The organism is Desulfurobacterium crinifex, from assembly GCF_054656775.1.
On sequence record NZ_BAAHXO010000004.1, the window covers coordinates 717,147 to 738,753 of the forward strand.

The 21,607-nt window shown below is 35.5% G+C and carries 25 protein-coding genes; 23 read left to right on the forward strand and 2 right to left on the reverse strand.

Going from position 1 to position 21,607, the window contains the following annotated elements; genetic code table 11:
• The first annotated feature begins 6 nt into the window (after positions 1–6).
• The 11 genes from ACYQ3A_RS05730 (at position 7) to ACYQ3A_RS05780 (ending at position 10,632) form a co-directional block, all read left to right on the forward strand.
• Complete coding sequence (locus ACYQ3A_RS05730) at positions 7–669, forward strand: FliH/SctL family protein (protein WP_459896201.1); 663 nt, start codon at positions 7–9, stop codon at positions 667–669.
• On the forward strand, positions 662–1,951 hold the full coding sequence (locus ACYQ3A_RS05735) for a FliI/YscN family ATPase (protein ID WP_459896202.1): 1,290 nt from the start codon (positions 662–664) through the stop codon (positions 1,949–1,951). Before ACYQ3A_RS05730 ends, ACYQ3A_RS05735 begins: the two co-directional genes overlap by 8 nt.
• Before the next feature lie 85 nt (positions 1,952–2,036).
• A complete protein-coding gene (locus ACYQ3A_RS05740; RefSeq protein WP_459896203.1) occupies positions 2,037–3,026 on the forward strand; it encodes a magnesium transporter MgtE N-terminal domain-containing protein in 990 nt (329 codons plus the stop codon).
• Between the two features lie 11 nt (positions 3,027–3,037).
• Positions 3,038–4,243, forward strand: a complete 1,206-nt coding sequence (locus tag ACYQ3A_RS05745) for a hypothetical protein (RefSeq protein WP_459896204.1) — start codon at positions 3,038–3,040, stop codon at positions 4,241–4,243.
• 48 nt (positions 4,244–4,291) lie between these two features.
• Positions 4,292–4,939: a flagellar hook assembly protein FlgD gene (locus tag ACYQ3A_RS05750; protein ID WP_459896205.1), complete on the forward strand. Its 648-nt coding sequence runs from the start codon at positions 4,292–4,294 to the stop codon at positions 4,937–4,939.
• Positions 4,940–4,982: 43 nt separating this feature from the next.
• Positions 4,983–7,250: a flagellar hook-basal body complex protein gene (locus ACYQ3A_RS05755; protein ID WP_459896206.1), complete on the forward strand. Its 2,268-nt coding sequence runs from the start codon at positions 4,983–4,985 to the stop codon at positions 7,248–7,250.
• Positions 7,251–7,253: 3 nt separating this feature from the next.
• Complete coding sequence (locus ACYQ3A_RS05760; RefSeq protein ID WP_459896207.1) at positions 7,254–8,051, forward strand: motility protein A; 798 nt, start codon at positions 7,254–7,256, stop codon at positions 8,049–8,051.
• Positions 8,048–8,746, forward strand: coding sequence for an OmpA/MotB family protein (locus ACYQ3A_RS05765; protein ID WP_459896208.1), 699 nt, complete (start codon positions 8,048–8,050; stop codon positions 8,744–8,746). Before ACYQ3A_RS05760 ends, ACYQ3A_RS05765 begins: the two co-directional genes overlap by 4 nt.
• Positions 8,718–9,380 (forward strand): OmpA/MotB family protein, encoded by a 663-nt coding sequence (locus ACYQ3A_RS05770; protein ID WP_459896209.1) that lies wholly within the window; start codon positions 8,718–8,720, stop codon positions 9,378–9,380. The genes ACYQ3A_RS05765 and ACYQ3A_RS05770 overlap by 29 nt, the downstream gene beginning before the upstream one ends.
• A complete protein-coding gene (locus tag ACYQ3A_RS05775; protein ID WP_459896210.1) occupies positions 9,377–9,772 on the forward strand; it encodes a flagellar basal body-associated FliL family protein in 396 nt (131 codons plus the stop codon). The genes ACYQ3A_RS05770 and ACYQ3A_RS05775 overlap by 4 nt, the downstream gene beginning before the upstream one ends.
• Positions 9,773–9,789: 17 nt before the next feature.
• Positions 9,790–10,632, forward strand: coding sequence for a tetratricopeptide repeat protein (locus ACYQ3A_RS05780; protein ID WP_459896211.1), 843 nt, complete (start codon positions 9,790–9,792; stop codon positions 10,630–10,632).
• 22 nt (positions 10,633–10,654) lie between these two features.
• Here the strand turns inward: ACYQ3A_RS05780 and ACYQ3A_RS05785 are convergent, their stop codons facing one another.
• Entirely contained in the window at positions 10,655–10,900 is a 246-nt protein-coding gene (locus tag ACYQ3A_RS05785; protein WP_459896212.1) for a hypothetical protein, read from the reverse strand.
• Positions 10,897–11,166 carry a flagellar biosynthetic protein FliQ gene (locus ACYQ3A_RS05790; protein WP_459896213.1) on the reverse strand — a complete coding sequence of 90 codons (270 nt, stop codon included), beginning with the start codon at positions 11,164–11,166 and terminating at the stop codon, positions 10,897–10,899. The genes ACYQ3A_RS05785 and ACYQ3A_RS05790 overlap by 4 nt, the downstream gene beginning before the upstream one ends.
• A gap of 56 nt (positions 11,167–11,222) precedes the next feature.
• On the opposite strand from ACYQ3A_RS05790, the gene flhA reads away from it, so the two are divergent.
• The 12 genes from flhA to ACYQ3A_RS05850 are packed head-to-tail and all read left to right on the forward strand — an operon-like array spanning position 11,223 to position 21,564.
• Positions 11,223–13,307: a flagellar biosynthesis protein FlhA gene (gene flhA / locus ACYQ3A_RS05795; RefSeq protein ID WP_459896214.1), complete on the forward strand. Its 2,085-nt coding sequence runs from the start codon at positions 11,223–11,225 to the stop codon at positions 13,305–13,307.
• Entirely contained in the window at positions 13,307–14,146 is an 840-nt protein-coding gene (locus tag ACYQ3A_RS05800) for a flagellar biosynthesis protein FlhF (RefSeq protein WP_459896215.1), read from the forward strand. The genes flhA and ACYQ3A_RS05800 overlap by 1 nt, the downstream gene beginning before the upstream one ends.
• Positions 14,137–14,940, forward strand: coding sequence for an AAA family ATPase (locus tag ACYQ3A_RS05805; protein ID WP_459896216.1), 804 nt, complete (start codon positions 14,137–14,139; stop codon positions 14,938–14,940). Before ACYQ3A_RS05800 ends, ACYQ3A_RS05805 begins: the two co-directional genes overlap by 10 nt.
• Before the next feature lies 1 nt (position 14,941).
• A complete protein-coding gene (locus ACYQ3A_RS05810; RefSeq protein WP_459896217.1) occupies positions 14,942–15,538 on the forward strand; it encodes a sigma-70 family RNA polymerase sigma factor in 597 nt (198 codons plus the stop codon).
• Positions 15,528–16,001, forward strand: a complete 474-nt coding sequence (locus ACYQ3A_RS05815) for a hypothetical protein (protein ID WP_459896218.1) — start codon at positions 15,528–15,530, stop codon at positions 15,999–16,001. Before ACYQ3A_RS05810 ends, ACYQ3A_RS05815 begins: the two co-directional genes overlap by 11 nt.
• The gene (locus tag ACYQ3A_RS05820) at positions 15,998–16,765 is read left to right on the forward strand and encodes a flagellar hook-basal body protein (protein WP_459896219.1); all 768 of its coding nucleotides are present in this window, start codon (positions 15,998–16,000) and stop codon (positions 16,763–16,765) included. The genes ACYQ3A_RS05815 and ACYQ3A_RS05820 overlap by 4 nt, the downstream gene beginning before the upstream one ends.
• 2 nt (positions 16,766–16,767) lie before the next feature.
• Complete coding sequence (gene flgG / locus ACYQ3A_RS05825; protein WP_459896220.1) at positions 16,768–17,556, forward strand: flagellar basal-body rod protein FlgG; 789 nt, start codon at positions 16,768–16,770, stop codon at positions 17,554–17,556.
• A gap of 5 nt (positions 17,557–17,561) precedes the next feature.
• Entirely contained in the window at positions 17,562–18,245 is a 684-nt protein-coding gene (gene flgA, locus ACYQ3A_RS05830; RefSeq protein WP_459896221.1) for a flagellar basal body P-ring formation chaperone FlgA, read from the forward strand.
• A complete protein-coding gene (locus ACYQ3A_RS05835; RefSeq protein WP_459896222.1) occupies positions 18,217–18,882 on the forward strand; it encodes a flagellar basal body L-ring protein FlgH in 666 nt (221 codons plus the stop codon). Before flgA ends, ACYQ3A_RS05835 begins: the two co-directional genes overlap by 29 nt.
• A complete protein-coding gene (locus ACYQ3A_RS05840) occupies positions 18,860–20,119 on the forward strand; it encodes an OmpA family protein (RefSeq protein WP_459896223.1) in 1,260 nt (419 codons plus the stop codon). Before ACYQ3A_RS05835 ends, ACYQ3A_RS05840 begins: the two co-directional genes overlap by 23 nt.
• Positions 20,106–21,212: a flagellar basal body P-ring protein FlgI gene (locus ACYQ3A_RS05845; protein WP_459896224.1), complete on the forward strand. Its 1,107-nt coding sequence runs from the start codon at positions 20,106–20,108 to the stop codon at positions 21,210–21,212. The genes ACYQ3A_RS05840 and ACYQ3A_RS05845 overlap by 14 nt, the downstream gene beginning before the upstream one ends.
• Positions 21,190–21,564 carry an LSm family protein gene (locus ACYQ3A_RS05850; RefSeq protein WP_459896225.1) on the forward strand — a complete coding sequence of 125 codons (375 nt, stop codon included), beginning with the start codon at positions 21,190–21,192 and terminating at the stop codon, positions 21,562–21,564. The genes ACYQ3A_RS05845 and ACYQ3A_RS05850 overlap by 23 nt, the downstream gene beginning before the upstream one ends.
• The last annotated feature ends 43 nt before the right edge of the window (positions 21,565–21,607 follow it).

Consider the following 21,607-nt stretch of genomic DNA (forward strand, 5'->3'; position numbering starts at 1 on the left):
GGTAAGATGTTTAGGCCTCTTGGTGCAGATGAGAATGAGGAAGTTTTAAAAAAGAAGAAGGAAAAGGAGCTTTTTTCTAAGAAAATAGAAGAATTATCGAAGGAAAATGAACTACTGAAAAAACGGATAGAAGAGCTTTCTACTAAGTTTCAACAGGAAGTAACAGAAAGGGAGAAGAGAGCCTTTGAAATGGGATTAAAAGCCGGTAGAGAAGAAGTTTTGAGAAACTTTGGAGGACTTCTTGAGAATCTTGAAAAAGTTTCTCAAGAAGCAAAAATCTCTTCTGAGGAAGCACTTCAGAGAGTAAGAGAACTTATAATAGAAATTGTTTTTGAAATAGTGGATAAACTTCTTCCAGAAATGAGAAAAGATTCTTTAAATGTAGCGCTTACTTCAATAAAGGAAATAGTTTCAAGTTTCCTAACATCGTCTCCTGGAGTAAAGCTTGTTTATCTCAATCCAGAAGACTTTAAAAAGTTAGAAGATCTTATTCAAAGTCAGCCGGAACTAAGAAAGCTTGCAGAGAGTTTTCAACTTGTTTTCGAACCAGATCCTGAGCTGGTTCCTGGTGATGTTGTTATAAAAACTGAAGCGATAGATATAGATGGACGTTTGCGAACAAAACTTGAGGAATTGAAAAACTACTTGAGGGAAAACTTTAATGTTTGAAACTTTTTTTCCGTATAAATTAAAGGGAAAGATCCTTGAAATAAAAGAAAATGCTTTGAAAATTTCCCTTCCGGGATTGAAAGTAGGGGATACAGTTGTCATAGAAACTTCTGATGGAAAGGAACTTTTGGGAGAAGTAGTTTCTATTTCCAAAGGGATTTCTTATGTTACCCCTTTTGGAGAAGTAAATGGGCTTGATGGAAATGCAAAAGTTTATCCCCTTTCTTCTTCCAGAACTGTTAAGGTTGGTAAGGGTTTCTTGGGTCGTGTTGTAAATGCATTTAATCAACCAATAGATGATAAAGGAACGATTCCTTTTGAAGATACAATGCCACTAATTACCGAACCAGAAAATCCTTTGAATAGAAAAAAGATAATAGAAGTTTTAGATGTTGGTGTAAAGGTACTAAATGGGCTTCTAACAATAGGGAAGGGACAAAAAATAGGTATTTTCTCAGGAGCTGGAGTAGGAAAAAGTACTTTACTTGGAATGATAGCAAGAAATGCAAAAGCAGATGTAAATGTTATAGCTCTTATTGGAGAAAGAGGAAGAGAAGTTACAGAATTCATAGAGGATATACTGGGAGAAGAAGGACTTAGAAAATCTATTGTCGTTGTTTCTACTTCTGATGACCATCCCCTTGTAAAAATAAAGGCAATGGAACTTGCCCACATCCACGCTGAATATTTCAAAAATCGTGGAATGAGTGTTCTGCTTCTTGTTGATTCTCTGACAAGATATGCCATGGCAAAGAGAGAAGTAGGTTTAGCTATGGGGGAACCACCTACAACAAAAGGTTATCCTCCATCAGTATTCCTTTCTATGCCTAAGATCTTGGAAAGAGCAGGGAACTTTAGAAGCGGGGGAAGTATAACTGGAATATATACTGTTCTCGTAGAGGGGGATGATATAAAGACAGATCCTGTTGCGGATGCTGCTGTTTCTATCCTTGATGGACATATAGTTTTGTCAAGAGAATTGGCAGGTGAAAGGATTTTCCCTGCTGTAGATGTAACCAGATCTATAAGTAGATTGATGATACAGATAGTTTCTGATGAACACTACCGACTTGCTCAAGACTTTGTTTCAATGTTTGCAGAATATCAGAGAGTGAAAGATGTAGTAAGTATAGGGCTTTATAAACCTGGTTCTAATCCTATAACGGATAGAGCGATAAAACTTTATCCGAAAATGGTAGAATTTATAAAGCAAAAGCCTTCAGAACGTTATTCTTTTGAGGAAAGCTATGAACTTTTGAAGAGAGTTTTCAATAGTGAGTAGTAAGAGGTGGGGATAAGATGGAAAATGGAAAACTAAGGACTAGAGACGAGAAATGAGAAGTCGATTACTTGGTCTGAGGTAAAAGTTGGAGAAAAGGAAACTGGAGTCCTTAGAAAAGGCTGAGGAAATACTTTCTGAAGAAGAGAGAGAAATAAGAGAAAAGTTAGCAAAAGTAAAGAGCCAGATATTGGTTCTTCAAAAAGAACTTAACCAGATAAACGAAGAAGTGGATAGCTGGACTAAAAAACTGGAGAACAGTATATTTCCGGCCGATGAATTGGCAGGAATACTTGACTATACAAATCAACTATCTTTGAAGGCTCAAGAGGTTCTAAGTAAGATAGCATCGGCAGAAGAAGAAGAGAAGAAGCTTAAAGAAGCGCTTTCCGAAAAGATAAAAGTGAAAATTTCGATAGATTCTGTTAAGAAAAGATTGAAAGATAAGATAAGTTCTGAGGAAAAAGCAAAAGAGATTAGAGAACTTGACGAGTACACAAGAATTAAGAGATGGTTTACAGCAATTATAGTTTTTCTTCTTCTTTCATCTCCAGTTCAATCAAAAAACTTAGAAAAGGAGCTATTATCTCCACCTCCAGAGCTTGTTAAAGTTTTGAAAAAGAGAGAAAAAGAACTTCAGAATAAAGAAGCTAAGCTGAAGGTAAAAGAAAAATTTCTGCAAACTTTGAAGGACGATGTTTCTTTCCTTCTTAATGTTCTTGACGAAAAAGCTCAGCGAGAAGAGAATAAGGTATTTGGTGGAGGAACACTAAGTAGTAGAAAATCTATTTCTATTTCCAATGAAGAGATAAAACAAGTCTATAAAGTTATTTCCCGTCTTCCTCCCGACGAAGGAGGTCAGATTTTATCTAAGGTAAAACCACAAATTGTAGCTTTTCTTCTACTTCACTTGAACTCTATGCAAGCAGCCAATCTTTTAGCAAACATGGAAGTAGAACATGCTGCGAAGGTGGTAGAAATTCTTTATTCTCTTGCACCTGAAAAGGCTAAAAATATATTCAACTTGATGGATTCTTTAACAAAGGAAGAATTAAGAGGGGTGAACAGTGAGAAGTGAGAGGTGAGAGGATGGATGGGAATGTTCTTTTAGTCATTAAAACGGATGATAGGGTTAATCACTTGCAAAATGAGAAAAAAGAGAAAAGGGAACCTAATAGTTCTTTTGTTATACTGTTAAATGGACTTATGACTAATCAAGTGAACCAAACAAGTGGGGGAGAAAAAGAAACTGTAAAATCTGTAAGGACTTTTGGTATAGCAGTAGCAAAAGTTGAAGAAAAACATTTTTTTGAGCATTTGAAAGAATTAACAAAAATAAAGTCAGGTGAAATAGAGAAAGAAGAGTCTAAACAACCTCTTCGACCTAAGATGGCTAAAAGAGAAGAAAGAAAGGTTGATTTTTTGAAAGAAGAAGAAGTTTTCTTTAATAAAAAATATAACAAAGGTAGGATAAAAGAAAGTAAAGAAGAGAAAACACTAAGAGGAGTAGAAAAGAGAAAAAAGGATGTTGTACAATTAAGTTGGCAAAAAAGAGTTTCCAAAGTTGCTAAGAAAGTTGCTGATCGGAATAATTCTTCAAAAATCCCAACGGTTACAAAATCGATGCAGACGGAAAAATTTCCTGAGAATTTGATGAAAAGAAATTTAAAACTTAAAGCAGAAAAAGTTGAGTATAGACAATTAATTCAAGATAAGGAAAGTACAATAGTTAAGAAAAAAGAAGTTCTTGTAGGAGAAGGAAAAGTATTTTCAAAAGTATTTAAGGAATATAAAGAAGGTAAAGGAAATGATAATAAAAATAGTCTAACTGTAAAATTGGATAGTTTTAATAGCAGTCATAATATCTCTCAGGAAAAAAGCATTAATTTGAATGGTTCTCGAGCTTCTCAAGTAGAGTTACAAACCCTAAGAGAATTTGTAAAGTCCCATTACGAGCCTATGGAAGGAGTTGTCAGGTTTTATACAGAAATGTCAGAAAAGAATTCTGTAAAAGTTCTTCTAAATAGTCGTCTTGGAATTGCAAAACTTCTCTTTCTTTCAACCCAAAACAATTTCCAGATAAATTCTTCAGTAATTCAAAATCTTATTAATACTCTTAACAATTTGGGATTTTCCAATGTTTCTGTAGGTTACAACAACTATTACGGTGAAGGAAAGAACAATGGTAATCAAAGCTTTCGAGAAAATAGAGGTTCTAAATTTATACCTGTGGCAGAAGTAGAACCCGAAGAGGAAGAATTGATAGTACAAAATGGGATAGATATTATGGTTTAATATATGGTTTGTTATAATATTTTCTGATTTAACTAAAGGGAGGCTCCAATGATAACACAGGTTGGGGATATATTAACAACTAAAGATTCTTCTGCTATTCAAACTCCTGAAAATACAGCTCTTCAAAAAGATGATTTTTTGAAACTTTTGATAGCTCAGATTCAAAACCAAGATCCAATAGACCCGATAAATCCTAAGGAGTTTACAGAACAGTTAACTGCTCTTGCTCAGCTTGAACAGTCTTATAACTTTACAGATACTTTGAAAGAGTTTGGAGATGTTATAGCAAGTCTGAATAAAACAAATATTGTGTCTCTTCTTGGGAAAAAAGTAAAAGTAGGAGATGGAGTAGTTTCTGCTGATGGGTCTATTACCGCTGAATATACACTTCCTCAAAATGCAGGGCTTGTAAAGGTTCAAATAGTTGATGGTTCGGGAAATATTGTAAAGGAAATAGAAATTTCTGGACAGCTTGCAGGCAATTATACAATTTCCTGGGATGGAAAGGATAATTACGGGAATCAGCTATCTGGCGTATACCAAGCTAAGGTTATAGCCTACGATAAAGGAGATATAATAGAGGGTGTAAATGTTTATTCAGTAGGAATAGTTAATGCTGTAGATTTGCAAGAGGAAACTATAACTTTTGGCAGTATAGAAATACCAATTAGTAACATTATAGAGGTAATGAGCTAAGTGTTATTGATAAATTTTTGTAAATCGAATTGGAGGGGAGGAAATGTTACCATCTCTTTATACAGCCATTAGTGGAACAAAAGCCCAGCAAAATGCTCTTGATGCGACCTCTAACAACATTGCTAATGCTCAAACTACGGGTTATAAAAAGGAAAGAGCTAATTTTGCAGATCTCTTAAATACTTTTTACGTTGCTGGTGGAAATGTTTCTTACATAGGTCACGGTGCATATGTAACAGGTTATCAAAACATAATGACTCAAGGTGCTTTTGAAACAACCGGGAGGGCAACAGATTTAGCGATTAATGGAAACGGATTTTTTATAGTTAGGGATCCTAATGCTTACGATGATCCTTATGATACATATAATAATCAGCTTCGTTATACCAGGGCTGGTGAATTTACAATCGATTCAGAAGGAAATTTAGTTACTCCAACAGGTCAAATACTCCAGGGTATAAAAAGAGACGAAAATGGAAGTTTTGCTCCTGCTACACCTGCTAATCTTACAGATGTGAATTTGAAGGGTTTTGAGGTTATTCCTGCGAAAGAAACGACAGAAGGAGCTCTTTCATTTAACCTTAATGCTGATGCTCCAATATCTACTGTCCATACTTCAAAAATAGATGCTGGATTCAGAATAAGACAGTCAAACTCTACTTTTGCTGACCTTGCAGGGATGACTGTTTATGACGTAAATGGTAAAGCATATACTCTTAGTAGTCTTCTTAACAGTTCTTCTGACGCAAACATTATCTTTAAGCAGCATGAGGCAGAAGTTCATCTTGCTCTAAAACTAAAACTTGACGCACCTGACTCAACACAAGATAATCCAACCAATACCGATTATATTCCAATACCAGTCTACGATGGAAACGATAGACAGTTTTTTATAAGGCTTGAGAACTACGATGCAACCAACAGACAATGGGATGTATCTCTTTACTACTATGATCCAGAGGACGGAAGCTATACTCAGGTTGGAACCACCCAAACAGATGCAATTACATTTGATAATGCAGGAAATCTTACTTCAGGATCAGAAAGAATTGAATTTAGTGGTATCGACCTTAATGGTGATGGAGTCTCAACTGATCTTGATAATGATGGTACTCCAGATGAAAAGGTGGTTATCGATATAGCGGGGTCATTTGCAGAGGATGGGTTGGCAGATTTGATGACTGTTCTGGAGAATGAACTTATCAACTCTAAATGGTATGCTGATGTTGGAACTGATCCAGCAGCTTCTACTAACACTACAAGAAAAATTATAACTTTTGATGGAACAGGTAGTATTGTAAGCGTGAAGAACTATGATGAAACTCAAGACGTAGAACCTACTTTTGAACTTTCCCTCAACCAAGATATTGATGGTGATGGAAACAACGATACTCTAAAAATAGACTTCTCTCAAACAGTTTTAAATACCCAACTTCCAAAGGCTGTTTCATTCATTAAAAAGGAAGGTTTTGACCCCAGAAATCCAGATTCTTACGGCTTTTCAACAGCTCTTACTGTCTATGATTCCCTCGGAAATGCTCATCATGTTGATTTCTTTTTCGTAAAGGCTGATAGGGACGATAACCTTGATAATGGTGTCCAAAACTTTAACTACTGGAAGTGGGTGGCCTTTGTTGATGGAAATCTTGATTCACCAATTGCAAGTGGTGGAATTCAGTTCAACGAATCCGGACAAATTGAAAGAATGTACGATACAGATGGCAATCTGATAACAGATGCTAATGGCAATCCCTCTACAACCTTTACACTTTCTATTCCACCTGAAATGCTTACAAACGGAATGCCTCCAAACCTTCCTGCTGATCCCAACTATGCTCCAAGTAATCCGATAACTATGACTTTGTCTTTTGCAGGTTCAACTCAGCTTGCTCAACCATCTATGATTTATAATGCAATACAAAATGGTTATGCAGCATCCCAGCTTGTAGAAGTAAGTTTTGAAAAAGATGGAACATTAATAGGACATTACGATAATGGTCAGAGAATAGAGCTCTACAAGATACCTCTGGCAGACATGACAGAGGATACTCTGAAAAGACTTTCTGACAATCTATGGGCGTTTTCTCCAGAAGTTCCTTTAAATAATGATCCTTATGCACTTATCAAAATGGATTTTGCAACCAATTCAGGACTTGGAGAAATAGTTGGTGGGGCTTTGGAAATGTCTAACGTTGATTTAACTCAGGAGTTTGTAGATATGATTGTTGCTCAGAGAGCTTTTCAGGCTAACACAAAAGTTATAACAACCGATGATGAAATACTTCAAACAGTAATAAATCTTAAGAGGTAGTTGATGTTTCAGATTCTATCCATACTTATTCTTTTTTCTCCTTTCCTTGTACTTATAGTTACCCTCCTTTTAGGAGGGGAGCTTCACTTATTTATTAACTATCCCTCTATACTATTTGTTGTAGCTGGAACATTTACTGCAGGAGCTGCTTCACTCCCTTTGGACGTTGTCGTTAGAACATTAAAACCAATAGCTTTAGCGTTTTCTTACCAGCATGTTAATCTTCAAGAATTTGTGGAGTTTTTCAACAGACTTTCGATTTCTTTCCGTCGAGATGGTCTCTTTGGACTTGAAAGAGAAATAGTTGGAAAAAAAGTTCCCTATGAAGGTATAAAAAGGGCAGTTCAGCTTGCCATGGAAGTTTCAGACACAAAAACAATAAAAGAGATTCTTGAGCTGGAGAGGAAATCTTATCTTGAGGATATAGAAAATTCAATTGTTCTTGTAGAAAATCTTGGGACTCTTGCTCCTGCATTTGGACTTCTTGGGACGGTTATAGGACTAGTTTATATGCTTGCAAATCTTAAAGATCCTTCAACTATAGGTGTAGGACTTGCGTTAGCACTTCTTACAACCTTTTATGGTCTTATTCTTTCTAACATGATATTTACTCCTCTTGCTTCAAGACTAAGATACCTAAGATCGCGAGAAGAAGTTCTCCTCACTCTTGTTGAAAGAGCCATAGTCTTTATGCTTGAAGGACTTTCTCCAAGATTGATAAGAGATTCCTTAATAGAATCTCTTACAAAAGGTAAGGTTGAGTTTTCCGTAAAGAAACCTGAAGAGAAAGAAAAGGAATGATCGTTTCTTCTAAGTCGAGATGGAAGCTTTCAGTAATAGATGTTCTCTTCATTCTTATAATTTTTTTTGTTGTTGTTCTGTCTCATTCAACCTTAGATGTTGATAAATTTACTCTATTTAAACATAGAAAGGGTGAGATTTCAGGGGATAAAGGGCTTTTATCTTCGAAAAGATCACTTTCAGGCCCTCCAATGGTAAAACCTATTTATCCAGGTAGGAAGAAAGCTATGAAAAAGATAAAAACTACTATTGAGAAACTAAAGGAAAAGTATCCTTATCTTAAAGGGTTTAAAATTATAGAAAAGGAAAAAAGCATTAAACTCAATTTACCTGAGAAAATAACCTTTGAAAGTGGTTCTTATTCTCTGAACCCTGGAGTTTCTGTATTTATTAAGGAAATATGTCCTGTTTTAAACGACTCTTCAGTTGAAAGAGTTATTATAAAAGGACATACCGATAATGTTCCTGGAACTGATAACTGGGTTCTTTCTGCCAAAAGAGCGGAAGCAGTTTTAAACGTAATTTTAAAAGAATGTAAGATTTCTCCCAATAAGTTGGAATTAATGGCGTGTGCAGATACAGAACCTATAGCTCCAAATGATACTCCTTCCGGAAGAGCGAAAAATAGGAGAGTGGAAATAGAATTGGTCTTTAAAGGAGAGCAGGTTGTCTCTGGAAGAGAAGAAGGAAAATAAGGGAAAGGATCCCGTATGGTTAACATCTTTTATGGACGTCCTATTTATTTTAATAGCGTTTTTTGCTCTTTATTTATCCTTTACCACTATATCTTATCCTCCTGAGATTTCTATTTTCTTTAGAAAAGGAAGTATTTTTGAAGGGAGTGATAGAACAAAAATCGAACTTCCGGACATATCTCCTCATCTTGCAGAAACTATTATGAAAAGAAAGTTAACAAAAGAAGGTGTTAAAGTTGGAAAGGGAGAAGAAGGCGAAATAGTGTTAATTTTTCCTGAAAAATTTCTCTTTGAAAGAGGGAAATATCAGCTAAAAGGTTCTATTCCTTCTCTTGATAAACTTGCTGAAATTTTAAAGAAGTTACCTATAGGAACGAAAGTCATTGTTGTTGGTCATACCGACAGTCTTCCAGTAAAAAATGGTAGTAACTGGGAACTTTCAACAAGAAGAGCCATATCTGTGGTAGAATACCTCGTTAAAAAAGGTGTTAAAAAAGAAATGTTAAGAGCAGTTGGTGTTGCGGATACTCAACCTTTGGTTGAGGAAAAGGATGAGAATAGCAGGGCTATGAATAGAAGAGTAGAAATAAAGATTTATTTACCTAAGGTTTCAGTTACGGAGGAGAAGGGATGAAAAAATTTTTATTGTTTTTGTTAGCGGTGTTCGTTTTTGTAGGAGGTGGAGGAGTTTTATTTTATGTTCTTCAGAAGGGAGAAGATGAACAAAAAACAGCTGCCTCTTTTAAAATAATGGAGCTTGAACCGATAGTGATAAATTTATCTGATGGTCATTACATTAGAATAGCAATAGCATTGGGTTATACTGGAAAAGAATCGGAACTAAAAAGCAAGTTACCTGCAATCAATGATATTCTTATAACCACTGTAGGTGCGATGTCTTCTAAGGAACTTATTTCTCCTGAAGGTAAAGAGCTCCTTAAAGAAAATCTCCTCCTTAAAATTAATTCTGTACTATCAGGAGTTCAGGTTAGAAATATCTTCTATAGGGAGTTTATAGTTCAATGATAATTGAGAGATAAAAGATGCGAGATGAGAGATTAGTGCATAGTTTGTTATCCATATTACGTCTTTTACCCATTCCGCATTACATATTTCGCATCTCTATTATCTGTTTTCTTTTCTCATCTCTTCTTTTTCCCGTATCTGCTCAAAATACAGACGAACTATTGAAAGAGGCAACAAGATTTTTCAATACAGGTAACTATCAGCAATCTCTTAAAACTTATGAAAAAATATTAAAGACGGGAGTTTCTTCTGCTTCAATTTATAATAATATAGGTGTAATTTATGTTAAGTTGTTTGAAAAGAGCAAGGATGAGAATTACCTGAAAAAAGCCATTTCCTTCTTTACTCTTGCAACGGTGATTGATCCTGAGTATAAAATAGCAGAAAAGAATCTAAATGAAGTTTTAGATAGTTATTTAGACGAGAGGATAGAAGAAACAGTAAAGAGTCAACAAAAAACTAAAATTGCCCAAGAACCTCAAAAAATGGAAACAGAGCTTGCTGTATATCAGCCAATAAAAAGAGAGGAAATTTTAGAATTTCTTGAAACTTGGAAAAAATTATGGGAAAGAAAAGACGATAGATATTTTAAGCTTTACTCTCCTCAAGGATGTATGGATTTTGAAAGATTTATAAGATACAAAAAAAGAATCTGGAAAAAGAGCAAGAACATTAAAGTAGATATAGAAGATTTACATATTCGCACTAATCCTGATAATTCAGTTTGTATTACTTTTAGACAGCTTTATTCTTCTTCTTTAATAAAATCAAAAGCAAGAAAAGCACTTTGTTTGAAGAAAATAGATGGAAAAATAAAAATCTACTGTGAGTGGTTTATACCAACTGTAAGAATAGAGTGATAATGATTACTCAGCTTTTTTTTCATTCAAATCGGCGGTACGTTTCATTTACCTTTTTCTTTGTTTGAAAGCCATTTATCTTTTCTCGTAGAATGGAATGTTTGGCTTCAATAATTTGGAGAGCTTCCTTGAAACGAGTGTAATCTTCTTTTGAAGGAAGATTCCCTTTTTCTATCTCTTCCTTTATCTGTTTTAAGACTTCTTCTATTTTTTCATAATTTATCTTATTGTTTTTCACCTCTTTGAGGAGCGTTGTATAAATACTCATTTTATGAACTCCGGAATCTGTAACCAAATTTCTTTTGTAAAGTCTGTGAGCTCTATTAGAAACCAGTTTGATAGAAGAAACATTATGACGAGAGCGAGAAGAAGCTTAGGAACAAAGGTTAAAGTCATTTCGTTTATCTGAGTTGCTGCTTGAAAAATACTAATAACAATTCCTATGATAAAAACACCTGCAAGAACAGGTGAAGTTATTATAAAAGCAAGCTCAAGAGTTCTTTTCAACAAATCTGAAGCTATATCTATGTCCATAGCCAAAACCTGCTATAATTACTCAGTTTAAATATTACCATAAAAAAGGTTTAAAGGTGAACACTCAATTAGAAGAACAGAGTTTAAACTGGAAAGCCCTTCTACCCGAGTTTCTTATTATAGGTGGTGTCGTTGCCATTGTTGTTTTGATGGTTATTCCTATTCCTGCCTTTCTTGTTGACCTCTTGATAGCCTTGAGTATCTCTTTCTCGCTCATGCTTTTAATAACAGCGATGTATGTTAGAAATCCTCTTGAATTTTCCATATTCCCGACATTACTGCTTGTAGCTACTCTATTTAGACTTTCTTTGAATGTTACTACTACCAAAAGAATTCTTCTCTATGGAGATCAGGGAGCTGAGGCAGCCGGGAAAATAATCAAAACCTTTGGGCAATTTGTTGTTGGAGGAAACTTTGTAGTTGGAATTATTATCTTCCTGATATTGGTAATAATTAACTTTGTAGTGATTGTCAAAGGTTCAGAAAGGGTTGCAGAGGTAGCAGCAAGATTTACTCTCGATGCTATGCCGGGTAAGCAGATGAGTATTGATGCTGATTTAAGTGCAGGACTTATAACTGAAGAAGAAGCAAGAAAGAGAAGACAGGAAGTTATTAAGGAGGCTGATTTTTATGGTGCTATGGATGGTGCCAGCAAGTTTGTTAAGGGAGATGCCATTGCTGGTCTTATCATAACTGCTATAAACATAATTGGTGGTATAGCAATTGGAGTTCTTCAGAAGCATCTTCCAATTTCTGAAGCTCTTTCAACTTACACAATTTTGACGGTTGGAGATGGTCTTTCAAGTCAGATTCCGTCTTTACTTACTGCCACTGCTACAGGTGTAATAGTTACAAGAGCAGCTTCTGAAACAAACTTTGGTAGAGATTTTCTAACACAGTTCTCAAAGTATCCCAAAACGCTTATGCTTGTTGGAATGTTTCTAATTCTTTTAGGACTTGTTCCTGGTTTCCCTACCTTCATTTTTGGTCTATTGGGAGCTTCTTTAATAACGTCTGGTTATAAGCTGTCTAAGAAAGCTGAAGAAGAGTACAAAAAGACCTTGATGTTAGAAGAGTTAAAAAAGAAAGAGGAAGTTGAAAAGAAAGAGGAAAGTGAAGAAGAACTTATACAGGAAGATATTTTAGTTTTAGAGATAGGTTATAAACTTGTTCCTCTTGTGGATGAAAGAGAGAATGGAGTTTTAGTTAAGAGAATTAAAAACTTGCGCAAAAACTTAATACAAGAGCTCGGAATTCTCCTTCCTATGATAAGAATAAGAGATAATCTTCAACTTGCGCCCGGTGAATATGTTTTCTACATTAAAGGAGTAGAAGAAGCAAGGGGTACTATAGAACCGGGATCTTATCTTGCGATAGACGTGGGAGGAGCAACCAGACCTTTGAAAGGTATACCAACTAAGGATCCTATCTTTAACTTGAGGGCTTATTGGATACCTGAGAGTATGAAAGCAGAAGCTCAAAGATTTGGCTATACAGTTGTTGATGCTCCTACAGTAGTAATAACCCATCTTTCTGAGATAATAAAGAAAAAGGCACACGAAATTATTACAAGAGAAGATACAAATAGACTTCTTGAGATTTTGAAGAAGAAGTATCCAAAACTTGTAGAGGATGCTTTAAATGCTGCAGGACTTGGTACTATTCATAGAGTTATCTGTAACCTTCTTAAGGAGGGAATTCCTGTAAGGGATATAATTTCCATCCTTGAAACTATTGCAGATTACGCACCTCACATAAAGGATGTTGACCAACTTACAGAACAAGTTAGAAAATCACTTTCAAAGGTAATAACTTCTATGTTAAAAACAAATGGCAGTATTAAAGTAATAACCTTGTCACCGAAGTTCGAGGAAAAGCTTAGAAATTCTATAATTCAAACGCAGGAGGGATATAAAATTACGATTTCTCCACAGGAAGTAAGAAAAGTGGTTGACGAAATAAATAGGTTAATTCCTCGTTTCTTAGAGGAGAATGCTATTCCTGTTCTTCTAACATCGCCGGATGTTAGAAGGTTTGTGGCAAATTTAGTTTCAAGACACATACCAACATTAAAGGTTATTGCTTACGATGAGCTTGCGGACAATGTAAAAGTTCAATCTGTAGGGGTAGTAGGTAACTGATGAAAGTAAAAACATATAGGGGAAAAAGTCTTCAGGAAATAATAAGCGTTTTAAATGAGGAGTATGAGAACTCGTATGCCATTCTATCCGTCAACCAGAAGTTGAAGTGGAGGTTTTTCCTCTTTCCAAAGAGAGAAGTGGAAGTGGTTGTAGGAATAGAGGAGAAAATAACGAAAAAAGAGGAAACGTCCGAAGTTTCACTTCCTTCATTCCCTCTTACTGAATCTAAGAAAACTTCGAATGGAGCTATAGAGAAATTTCTGGTAGATGTCAGAAAACCATCTCCCGTTGGAGAAGGAAAACCTTTAGTTTTCTTTGGACCTACAGGTAGTGGAAAAACTACTCACATTGGGAAAACTTATATAGATCTTCTAAATAATAGTATTGAAGATATTGCAGTTATAAGTCTTGATACTTTCAGATTGGGAGCAATTGAGCAGTTAAAAATATTTTGTAGCGTAGTAGATACTCCTTTTCAGATAGCCTATGAGCCTGATGAGTTTCGAGATATAGTAGAACTTCTATCTGAACACAAAGTAATTTTAGTTGACACTCCTGGAGTTTCGATATCTTCAGAGAGTATAGAAGAGTTGGTAAAATTCTTAAGAGCAACAGAAACAATTAATATACTTACAATAGATGCAAGTAGAGATATAGATGTTCTTGAAAAGTACTTTGAGGCATTTAACTCCTTACTTAATGGTATTGCAGTTACAAAGCTTGACGAGATAGATGAGAAAAAGGTAGAACTAATAAGAGAGCTCATAGGGGATATTCCTGTTTATTCTGTTTCTTATAGGCAAAATCTTACCGAAGGGTTCAAAAGGTTATGGCAGTAACTGTTGGGATAGCAAGTGGTAAGGGTGGAGTTGGAAAGACAACACTAACTATTTTGTTGGGTCTTACTTCTGCTTTTTACAAGAAAAGGACTTTGATAGTTGATACCGATGTTGGAATGGGAAATGTGAATATAATGCTTGGGGTTGGATATAAATATTCTTTGGTTGACTGTTTAAGTAAAGGGATAGAGCTTGATAAAGCTTTAGTAAAACTTGGAGAGAGAGGTTTCAACCATTTGGATATTATTCCAAGTGGAAATCTTGATGATAGAATTTTCAACTACTCTAAGAAGACTGCAACCTACTTTCTTTCAAGGCTCGGGGGATTAATCAGAGAATATGATCTTGTTATCTTTGACCTTGGAGCAGGTGTTAATAATTTCTTACTAAGTATCTTTTCCTCTGTAGATTTTCCTGTTCTTGTGGTAAATCCTGAACCTCCTTCTATGGTTGATGCCTATAGTCTTATGAAGTTGGCCCATATGATTCATGGGGTGGAAAAGTTTAATTTTGTTACAAATAAAGCTGGGAAAAAGGATTTTGACAAAGTAAAGTTAAAACTTGAAGGTATGAAGAAATTCCTTCCTGAAGTAGAGATGAGTTTCTTGGGTTATATGCCACCGATAAAAAATATGCATGCCGTTGTTAACTCTATGGGATTTTCAGATGTAGTGGAGAAAAATTCAAAGATAAGAGAGAAAATTTCAGAAATTTTTGGGGATATTATAAAGCCTTCAAAGGAAGTTAAGAAGAAAGGTAATTTCCTTAATAGATTATTAAGAATTTGGGGATAGAATGCCTCACTACAAAACTAAGGAAATTAATGTAGAGGATTATATCCCGTTAGTAAAGAAAATTGCATCTTCTATATATAAGAGATTGCCAGACTATTCAGAAGTAGAGTTTGAGGATCTTGTAGGTGTTGGTTATATAGGTTTAATGGAGGCTAAGCACCACTTTGATGAAAATAAAAAAACAAGCTTCGGAACTTATGCCTCAATTTTGATAAGGGGAAGAATTCTTGATTATCTTCGGAGTCTTGATGTTAGAACGAAAGAGGAGAAAGATGAGGGTATAAACAAGAGAAAAACCTTAAGTATAGAAGAATTCATTAATGAATCGATTAAAGAAGATCGCCTTAGTTTCTTAGGAACTGATGATGGAAGCCCCTTTGATAGTATAGAGAGAAAAGAGTTGATGGAGCTCATAGCTAAAGCAATAGATTCTGTTTTAAGTGATAATGAAAAAATCGTACTTTCTCTCTTCTTTAAAGAAGGATTGAAACAGAGGGAAATAGCGGATATAATGAAGGTAACACCTGCAAGGGTAACACAGATAAAAAAGGCTGCTTTGAAAAAAATAAGAGGTTTTTTAAAGAATTATGGCTTATGAAGTTGTTTATGATACTAATCTTAAACTGGTAGAAAGAAGTAGCCAATTTTCTGGAGAAACTTTTGTACTCTTAGGAATATTACTTTTATTTATTTTCATAGCTTTTCTTTTCTTTCTCTCTACACGGAAAAGACTTTCAAAGTTGGAAGATGAATTTTCTCTTGTGAAAAGCAGTATAAAGAAAATAACTTTTGAAGTGGCAAAGTTAAGTTCTAAGGTTTCTAATTTTCGGGTACCTGTGGATATTGATTTGCAGAGACCGTTCTCAAAGCCTCCAGAACTAACAGAAGCCGATCTTGAAAGGATAGTTTCTCTTATGATCTCTAAAGCACCTGTAAAAATAAATAAAGAAAAACTTAAAGAGATGATAGCAAAAAATGACCTTAAAGCCCTTGCAAGGGCTTTGAAGATGAGTACTTCTGAGGTGGAAATTTTGCTTAACCTTCGGAGGAAGGGAGTATGAGTATAACAGCTCAAATGCTTTTTGTTGGAGCTTCTGGTGCAAAGGCTATGGAGAGAAAGCTTGAATCTATAACTAACAATATTGCAAATGTTGATACTCCTGGTTATAAAAGAGAAGGAATAAAATTTTCAACAGTTTATGTTCCTCTTACTCAATCTCCTCCTTCAAAACCGGGGGATCCAGTCCCAACAGGTTATATTCCGACTTATAATCTTACCCTTGAATATGCTGGAGCTATAGATAATATTGTTTACTTGGAACAGGGAGCTTTGAGAGAAACAGGGAATAAACTTGACTTTGCAATTGAGGGAAAAGGGTTTTTTGTTGTTGAAGATGAAAATGGAAATAGATTTTTAACCCGAGATGGAAGTTTTAAAGTGGATGAAGAAGGAAATATCAGGACTTCCTCTGGTTATTATGTAGTTGGAAGTAGTGGAAGAATAAAGGTTGATGATTCTTCAGACATTTATGTCTCCGAAGACGGAAGGATTTTTTCTAAAGGAGGGGAAGTCGGAAAGTTTTTGATAGTTGACCAGCCTGTAAAAGAGAAGCTCGGGCAGAACTTGTGGGCTTATGAAGAGGATAAAGCAGTACCGTCAGAGAATTCGAAAATCTATCAAGGATTTTTGGAAGATTCAAACGTTAACGTAGTCTATGAAATGGCAAAGATGATAGAAGCCCATAGGGAATTCGATGCTAACCTCAATGTTGTAAAAGCAGGAGATGAACTTCTTGGTTACTTAAATGAATTTGGGAGGGTTTAAAAATGATTAGAAGTCTTTGGTCAGCAGCTTCTGGTATGTCTGCACAACAGATAAATCTTGATGTAATTTCAAACAATCTTGCAAACGTTGACACTACAGGTTATAAAAAGAGTAGAGCAGAGTTTGAAGATCTTATGTATCAAACTTTAAAGGCAGCAGGGACTCCAAATGCTGCAGGTAACCAGATACCTGTTGGAATTCAAATAGGGCTTGGTACAAAGGTTGTTACTGTTTCCAAACTATTTTCCCAGGGGAACTTTATCCATACAGAAAATCAACTCGATGTTGCAATTGAAGGAGATGGATTTTTTAAAGTTCTTCTTCCAAATGGAGATACTGCCTATACAAGAGATGGGGCCTTTAAGATAGATAGAGACGGAAGACTTGTTACGCATGAAGGATATACGATTCTTCCTGAAATAACTATTCCACCTGATGCGATTAGAGTTAACATAGCAGAGGACGGAACTGTAACAGTAGAAATGCCAGGACAACCAGCTCCTCAAGAATTGGGAAGAATAACCTTAGTAAAATTTATAAATCCTGCAGGCTTAAAAGCTATAGGTAAAAACCTGTTTCTGGAAACAGATGCTTCAGGAGCTCCTCAGGAAGGAGTCCCAGGAACAGAAGGGTTCGGAACCTTAGCACAAGGATTTTTAGAATCCTCGAACGTTAACGTTGTAGAAGAAATGGTAAATATGATAGTTGCCCATAGAGCTTATGATTTCAATTCAAAAGCTATACAGACATCAGATGCCATGCTTCAAACTGCTGTTAACTTGAAGAGATAAAAGGCATGCTTAGGTTTCTTTTTCTTCTTCTTTTCTTTCCTTTCTATTTTGCCTTTGGAAGTACGAATGATAATGACTATTTTGTTAAATTGGCTGTAAAGAGTGTTGAATTTCATATTCCTGAGGCAGAAAGGCTTATTATCAATGGTAAAGTGTTGAATTCACAAGTTCTTTCAGGTTGTACAATCGAGGATATTATTCCTCTTCATCGATTGAGTATTGAAAGGGTAGGGAATTATCTTGTGCAGCTGAAAGTCAAGTGTAAAAACTCTTTTCTTACAAGAACTTTGAATGTTAATCTACAGGTTGATGCTGAAGTAGAAGGATACAAAACAATTGAAACCGTAGAAAGAGGAGAGCACTTAACTGGAAAAGTCAAAAAGGAGAAGTTTCTTCTTTCAAAGGTTAGAGGAGATGTATTTAATGGAGATGTAAACAAAGTTGTTGCAAAGGTAAAGCTTTTACCGAATACGATTGTCCTTCAAAGATTTGTGGAAATCCCTTTTGCTATAAAAAGAGGACAACTTGTCAAAATAGTTGCTAAAAAAAATGGAATTTATGTGGAAACTACCGGAAGAGCGTTACAGAACGGTCGTATAGGTGATACAATCAAGGTTAAAAACATTTACAGTAGGAAAGTGATTGAAGGGAAAGTTAAAGATGAGGAAACAGTGGTTGTTGTTTTTTAGCCTTTTTTTAACTTCTTGTTTTAGTAAACCTCAGGGAACAATTTCTTATACTCCGCCTCCACCTCCGAAACTTAACTTTCAAACTCAACCTTTGAGTGAGGGATCTCTTTGGAATGACAATGGAAAATTCAAATATATTTATGGGGATTTAAAGGCAAGGGATGTAGGTGATTTAATCACAATTCTAATCGTAGAAAGGACAAGTGCTCAAAGTCAGACAGAAACATCACTAAAGAAGTCTTCCAAAATGCAAGGGGGAGTGTCTTCTCTCTTTGGACTTAATCCGAGTGTTCTTAACAAAACTAATGTTTCCATGCAGGGTAGTGCAGAAAATGGAGGGAAAGGTTCGACTCTTAGAGGAAGTACATTTACGGGAACAATAACTGCTCAGGTTATAGGAAAACAACCAAATGGGAATCTCATTATTCAAGCACAAAAAAACATAGTTATTAATGGAGAATCTCATGTTCTTACTATAACAGGACTTGTAAGACCGGAAGACATTGATGATACAAACACTGTAACTTCGGATAGAATATTTAATCTGCAGGTAACATATACTGGAGAAGGGGTTTTAACAGATGTTCAGGAACCGGGACTTATATGGAAAATTGTTGCAAAACTCTGGCCTTTCTAAATTCTTAATCTTACCTATTTGTCTATTGCTAATTACACCAACCGTTGCGGGAAGCGTTGAGACAGGAGATAGTGATAGAGATGGTCTTACAGACTATCAGGAAATGTTTATTTATTTTACTGATCCTCAAAATAGGGATACAGATGGAGATGCTCTTTTAGATGGTGAAGAGGTTTTAAAGTTTAATACAAATCCTACAGAAAGAGATAGTGACGGTGATGGGCTATCTGACTATGAGGAAGTCAAGATTTATAAGACTAATCCAAACTGTGCGGATCCCGATTCAGATGGTCTTACAGATAGGGAAGAAGTAAGAATGTATGGAACTGCGCCGTTCATAAGGGATACAGATAAAGATGGTTTAACAGACTATGAAGAAGTAAGTAATTTTGGAACATCTCCTTTGAAGAAAGACACTGATGGAGATGGTTTAGATGACAGAAAGGAGATTTATCTTTATAAGACGTATCCTGACAACAGAGATTCTGATTGTGATGGTCTTTCTGATTTTGTGGAAGTATCAAAAACAGGAACAAATCCTTTAAACTCAGATACAGATAGTGATGGATTAACAGATGGGGAAGAAATAAATAAGAAGACAGATCCATTTTCTCCGGATACAGATGGTGACGGTCTTTCAGACCTTCAAGAGATAGAATACTATAAAACTTCTCCTATTAAAAAAGATACAGACGGTGATGGATTAACGGATTATCAGGAGGTAGCTGTTTACGAAACGAATCCGTTACAAAAAGATACGGATGGAGATGGTTTCAGCGATAAAGAAGAACTTTTAAAGTTTAAGACCAATCCTTTATCTGCTCTAAGTAAGCCCTCTCTCAAGGTAAAAAGGGAAAATCTGCAAAAGACCAAGAAAAAAGAGGAAAAGAAGAAAGAGAAGAAAGAAAGACTCCTTGCAATTGTGTATTTTGACTATAGAAGTAGCACTCTATCCAAGAAAGCCAAGGAGACTTTGCGTGATATTTGCAAGGCACTAAAAGGAAGCGAAGCTATAGTTATTAAAGGCTATGCAGATTGGAAGGGAAGTGAGTCTTTTAATATGAAACTTTCTGAAAAGAGAGCGAAAAGAGTTGAAAGTTATTTGAAGCGGCTTTGTCGAAAGTATAAGAAAAATATCCGATTCCAGACAAAGTGGTTTGGTTATAAGAAATTGGTTATAAATCAGAAGGGTCCATTAGCTCCTAACAGGAGGGTAGAAATTTATGTTCTGGATTAAGAAAGTTTTTCTTCTTTATCTGTTTTTTATTATCTCAATATCGGCTTATGGAGCAGAGGTTCGAATAAAAGATATAGCAGATGTTGGAATATCAAGAGTCAATTACCTGATTGGTTATGGCCTCGTTGTTGGGTTAAAAAACTCTGGTGATTCTACTTCTTCGGAATTTACCAAGCAATCAATTGCCAATATGCTTGAGAGAATGGGAATAAAGATTCCAAAGAATAACATTAGAACGAGAAATACTGCAGCAGTAATGGTTACAGCGGAGCTTCCTACTTATGCGAAGCCGGGAACAAGAATAGATGTTGTTGTTTCTGCGATAGGTGATGCTAAAAGTATAGGAGGGGGAACTCTTATTATGACTCCGCTACTTGGACCGGATGGTAAGGTTTATGCTATTGCCCAAGGTCCTGTTTCACTCGGTGGAGGATATGAAGTAGCTGGAAAGGCAGCTTCTCTAAGAAAGTTTACAACCACAACAGGAAGGATTCCAGGTGGGGCTGTAGTAGAAAGAAACGTTCCGGTAAATTTTTCAAACAGAAATGAACTGGACATAGTTTTGAGAGATCCTGACTTTAAAACAGCTTCAAATGTTGCTTCTGTAATAAATGAAGAACTCGGTTCAGTTGTTCAGGCTATTCCTATATCTCCTGAGGTTGTGAAGGTTCTTATTAAAAAGGAAGGAATAAACTCAGTTGAAGTTATAGCTAAAATAGAAGAACTTCCTGTTGAAGTTGACTATCCTGCTATAATAGTAATTAACGAAAGAACAGGAACGGTAGTTATAAATGATAAAGTTAAAATATCCCCTGTAGCTGTGGCTCAAGGAGGGGTAACAGTAAAAATTTCTGAGCAACCCGTTATTTCCCAGCCTCCTCCATTTTCTTCAGGACAGACGATATTAACAGAGAGAACATCTATTCAGCTTCGTGAAGGAAAGAACATATTTATGCTTGAACCTAAGACACCTTCTCTTCAAGACCTTGTAATGGCATTAAATGCTGTAGGTGTTACTCCGCGACAACTTATAGCTATTTTGCAAGCTATGAAGTCTGCAGGAGCAATTCATGGAGAAATCAAAATTCAATAATTTTTTTGTCTTTCTTCAGTTCGTTTGTTTTTTTTCTTTCTGTATGCCTTCTTTTGCTGCAGAAACGGGTTGGTTTAGAGCAGAAAATTACTATAGACCTTATGTGAAGGTAGAAAACTTTTTAAACAAGCAAGTACTTTTTATTACTAAGGATGGAAAAGTTTACACAGGAAGGTGCAAGAAAAAGAAAGGATTCCATAATTACTGCTATATAGTTCCTATGAAAAAATTTAGATCAATTGATGGAGGAATGACCTATATTGTTTTAAAAGTTGATGGTTATTACTCTCCTCGAGTAACTGAATATGGAATGATAGATAACTTTAATGTAAGACTAAAAGATGAGAAATGATGGTATTCTGTTATAAAGATGCTTAATTACTACTCACCAAAAT

Bases quoted from the DNA above. Each gene is read 5' to 3' on its own strand.
- ACYQ3A_RS05730 (WP_459896201.1), top strand. From the start codon at position 7: ATGTTTAGGCCTCTTGGTGCAGATGAGAATGAGGAAGTTTTAAAAAAG.
- ACYQ3A_RS05735 (WP_459896202.1), top strand. From the start codon at position 662: ATGTTTGAAACTTTTTTTCCGTATAAATTAAAGGGAAAGATCCTTGAA.
- ACYQ3A_RS05745 (WP_459896204.1), top strand. From the start codon at position 3,038: ATGGATGGGAATGTTCTTTTAGTCATTAAAACGGATGATAGGGTTAAT.
- ACYQ3A_RS05750 (WP_459896205.1), top strand. From the start codon at position 4,292: ATGATAACACAGGTTGGGGATATATTAACAACTAAAGATTCTTCTGCT.
- ACYQ3A_RS05755 (WP_459896206.1), top strand. From the start codon at position 4,983: ATGTTACCATCTCTTTATACAGCCATTAGTGGAACAAAAGCCCAGCAA.
- ACYQ3A_RS05760 (WP_459896207.1), top strand. From the start codon at position 7,254: ATGTTTCAGATTCTATCCATACTTATTCTTTTTTCTCCTTTCCTTGTA.
- ACYQ3A_RS05765 (WP_459896208.1), top strand. From the start codon at position 8,048: ATGATCGTTTCTTCTAAGTCGAGATGGAAGCTTTCAGTAATAGATGTT.
- ACYQ3A_RS05775 (WP_459896210.1), top strand. From the start codon at position 9,377: ATGAAAAAATTTTTATTGTTTTTGTTAGCGGTGTTCGTTTTTGTAGGA.
- ACYQ3A_RS05780 (WP_459896211.1), top strand. From the start codon at position 9,790: ATGCGAGATGAGAGATTAGTGCATAGTTTGTTATCCATATTACGTCTT.
- ACYQ3A_RS05785 (WP_459896212.1), bottom strand. From the start codon at position 10,900: ATGAGTATTTATACAACGCTCCTCAAAGAGGTGAAAAACAATAAGATA.
- ACYQ3A_RS05790 (WP_459896213.1), bottom strand. From the start codon at position 11,166: ATGGACATAGATATAGCTTCAGATTTGTTGAAAAGAACTCTTGAGCTT.
- ACYQ3A_RS05800 (WP_459896215.1), top strand. From the start codon at position 13,307: ATGAAAGTAAAAACATATAGGGGAAAAAGTCTTCAGGAAATAATAAGC.
- ACYQ3A_RS05805 (WP_459896216.1), top strand. From the start codon at position 14,137: ATGGCAGTAACTGTTGGGATAGCAAGTGGTAAGGGTGGAGTTGGAAAG.
- ACYQ3A_RS05810 (WP_459896217.1), top strand. From the start codon at position 14,942: ATGCCTCACTACAAAACTAAGGAAATTAATGTAGAGGATTATATCCCG.
- ACYQ3A_RS05815 (WP_459896218.1), top strand. From the start codon at position 15,528: ATGGCTTATGAAGTTGTTTATGATACTAATCTTAAACTGGTAGAAAGA.
- ACYQ3A_RS05820 (WP_459896219.1), top strand. From the start codon at position 15,998: ATGAGTATAACAGCTCAAATGCTTTTTGTTGGAGCTTCTGGTGCAAAG.
- flgG (WP_459896220.1), top strand. From the start codon at position 16,768: ATGATTAGAAGTCTTTGGTCAGCAGCTTCTGGTATGTCTGCACAACAG.
- flgA (WP_459896221.1), top strand. From the start codon at position 17,562: ATGCTTAGGTTTCTTTTTCTTCTTCTTTTCTTTCCTTTCTATTTTGCC.
- ACYQ3A_RS05835 (WP_459896222.1), top strand. From the start codon at position 18,217: ATGAGGAAACAGTGGTTGTTGTTTTTTAGCCTTTTTTTAACTTCTTGT.
- ACYQ3A_RS05845 (WP_459896224.1), top strand. From the start codon at position 20,106: ATGTTCTGGATTAAGAAAGTTTTTCTTCTTTATCTGTTTTTTATTATC.
- ACYQ3A_RS05850 (WP_459896225.1), top strand. From the start codon at position 21,190: ATGGAGAAATCAAAATTCAATAATTTTTTTGTCTTTCTTCAGTTCGTT.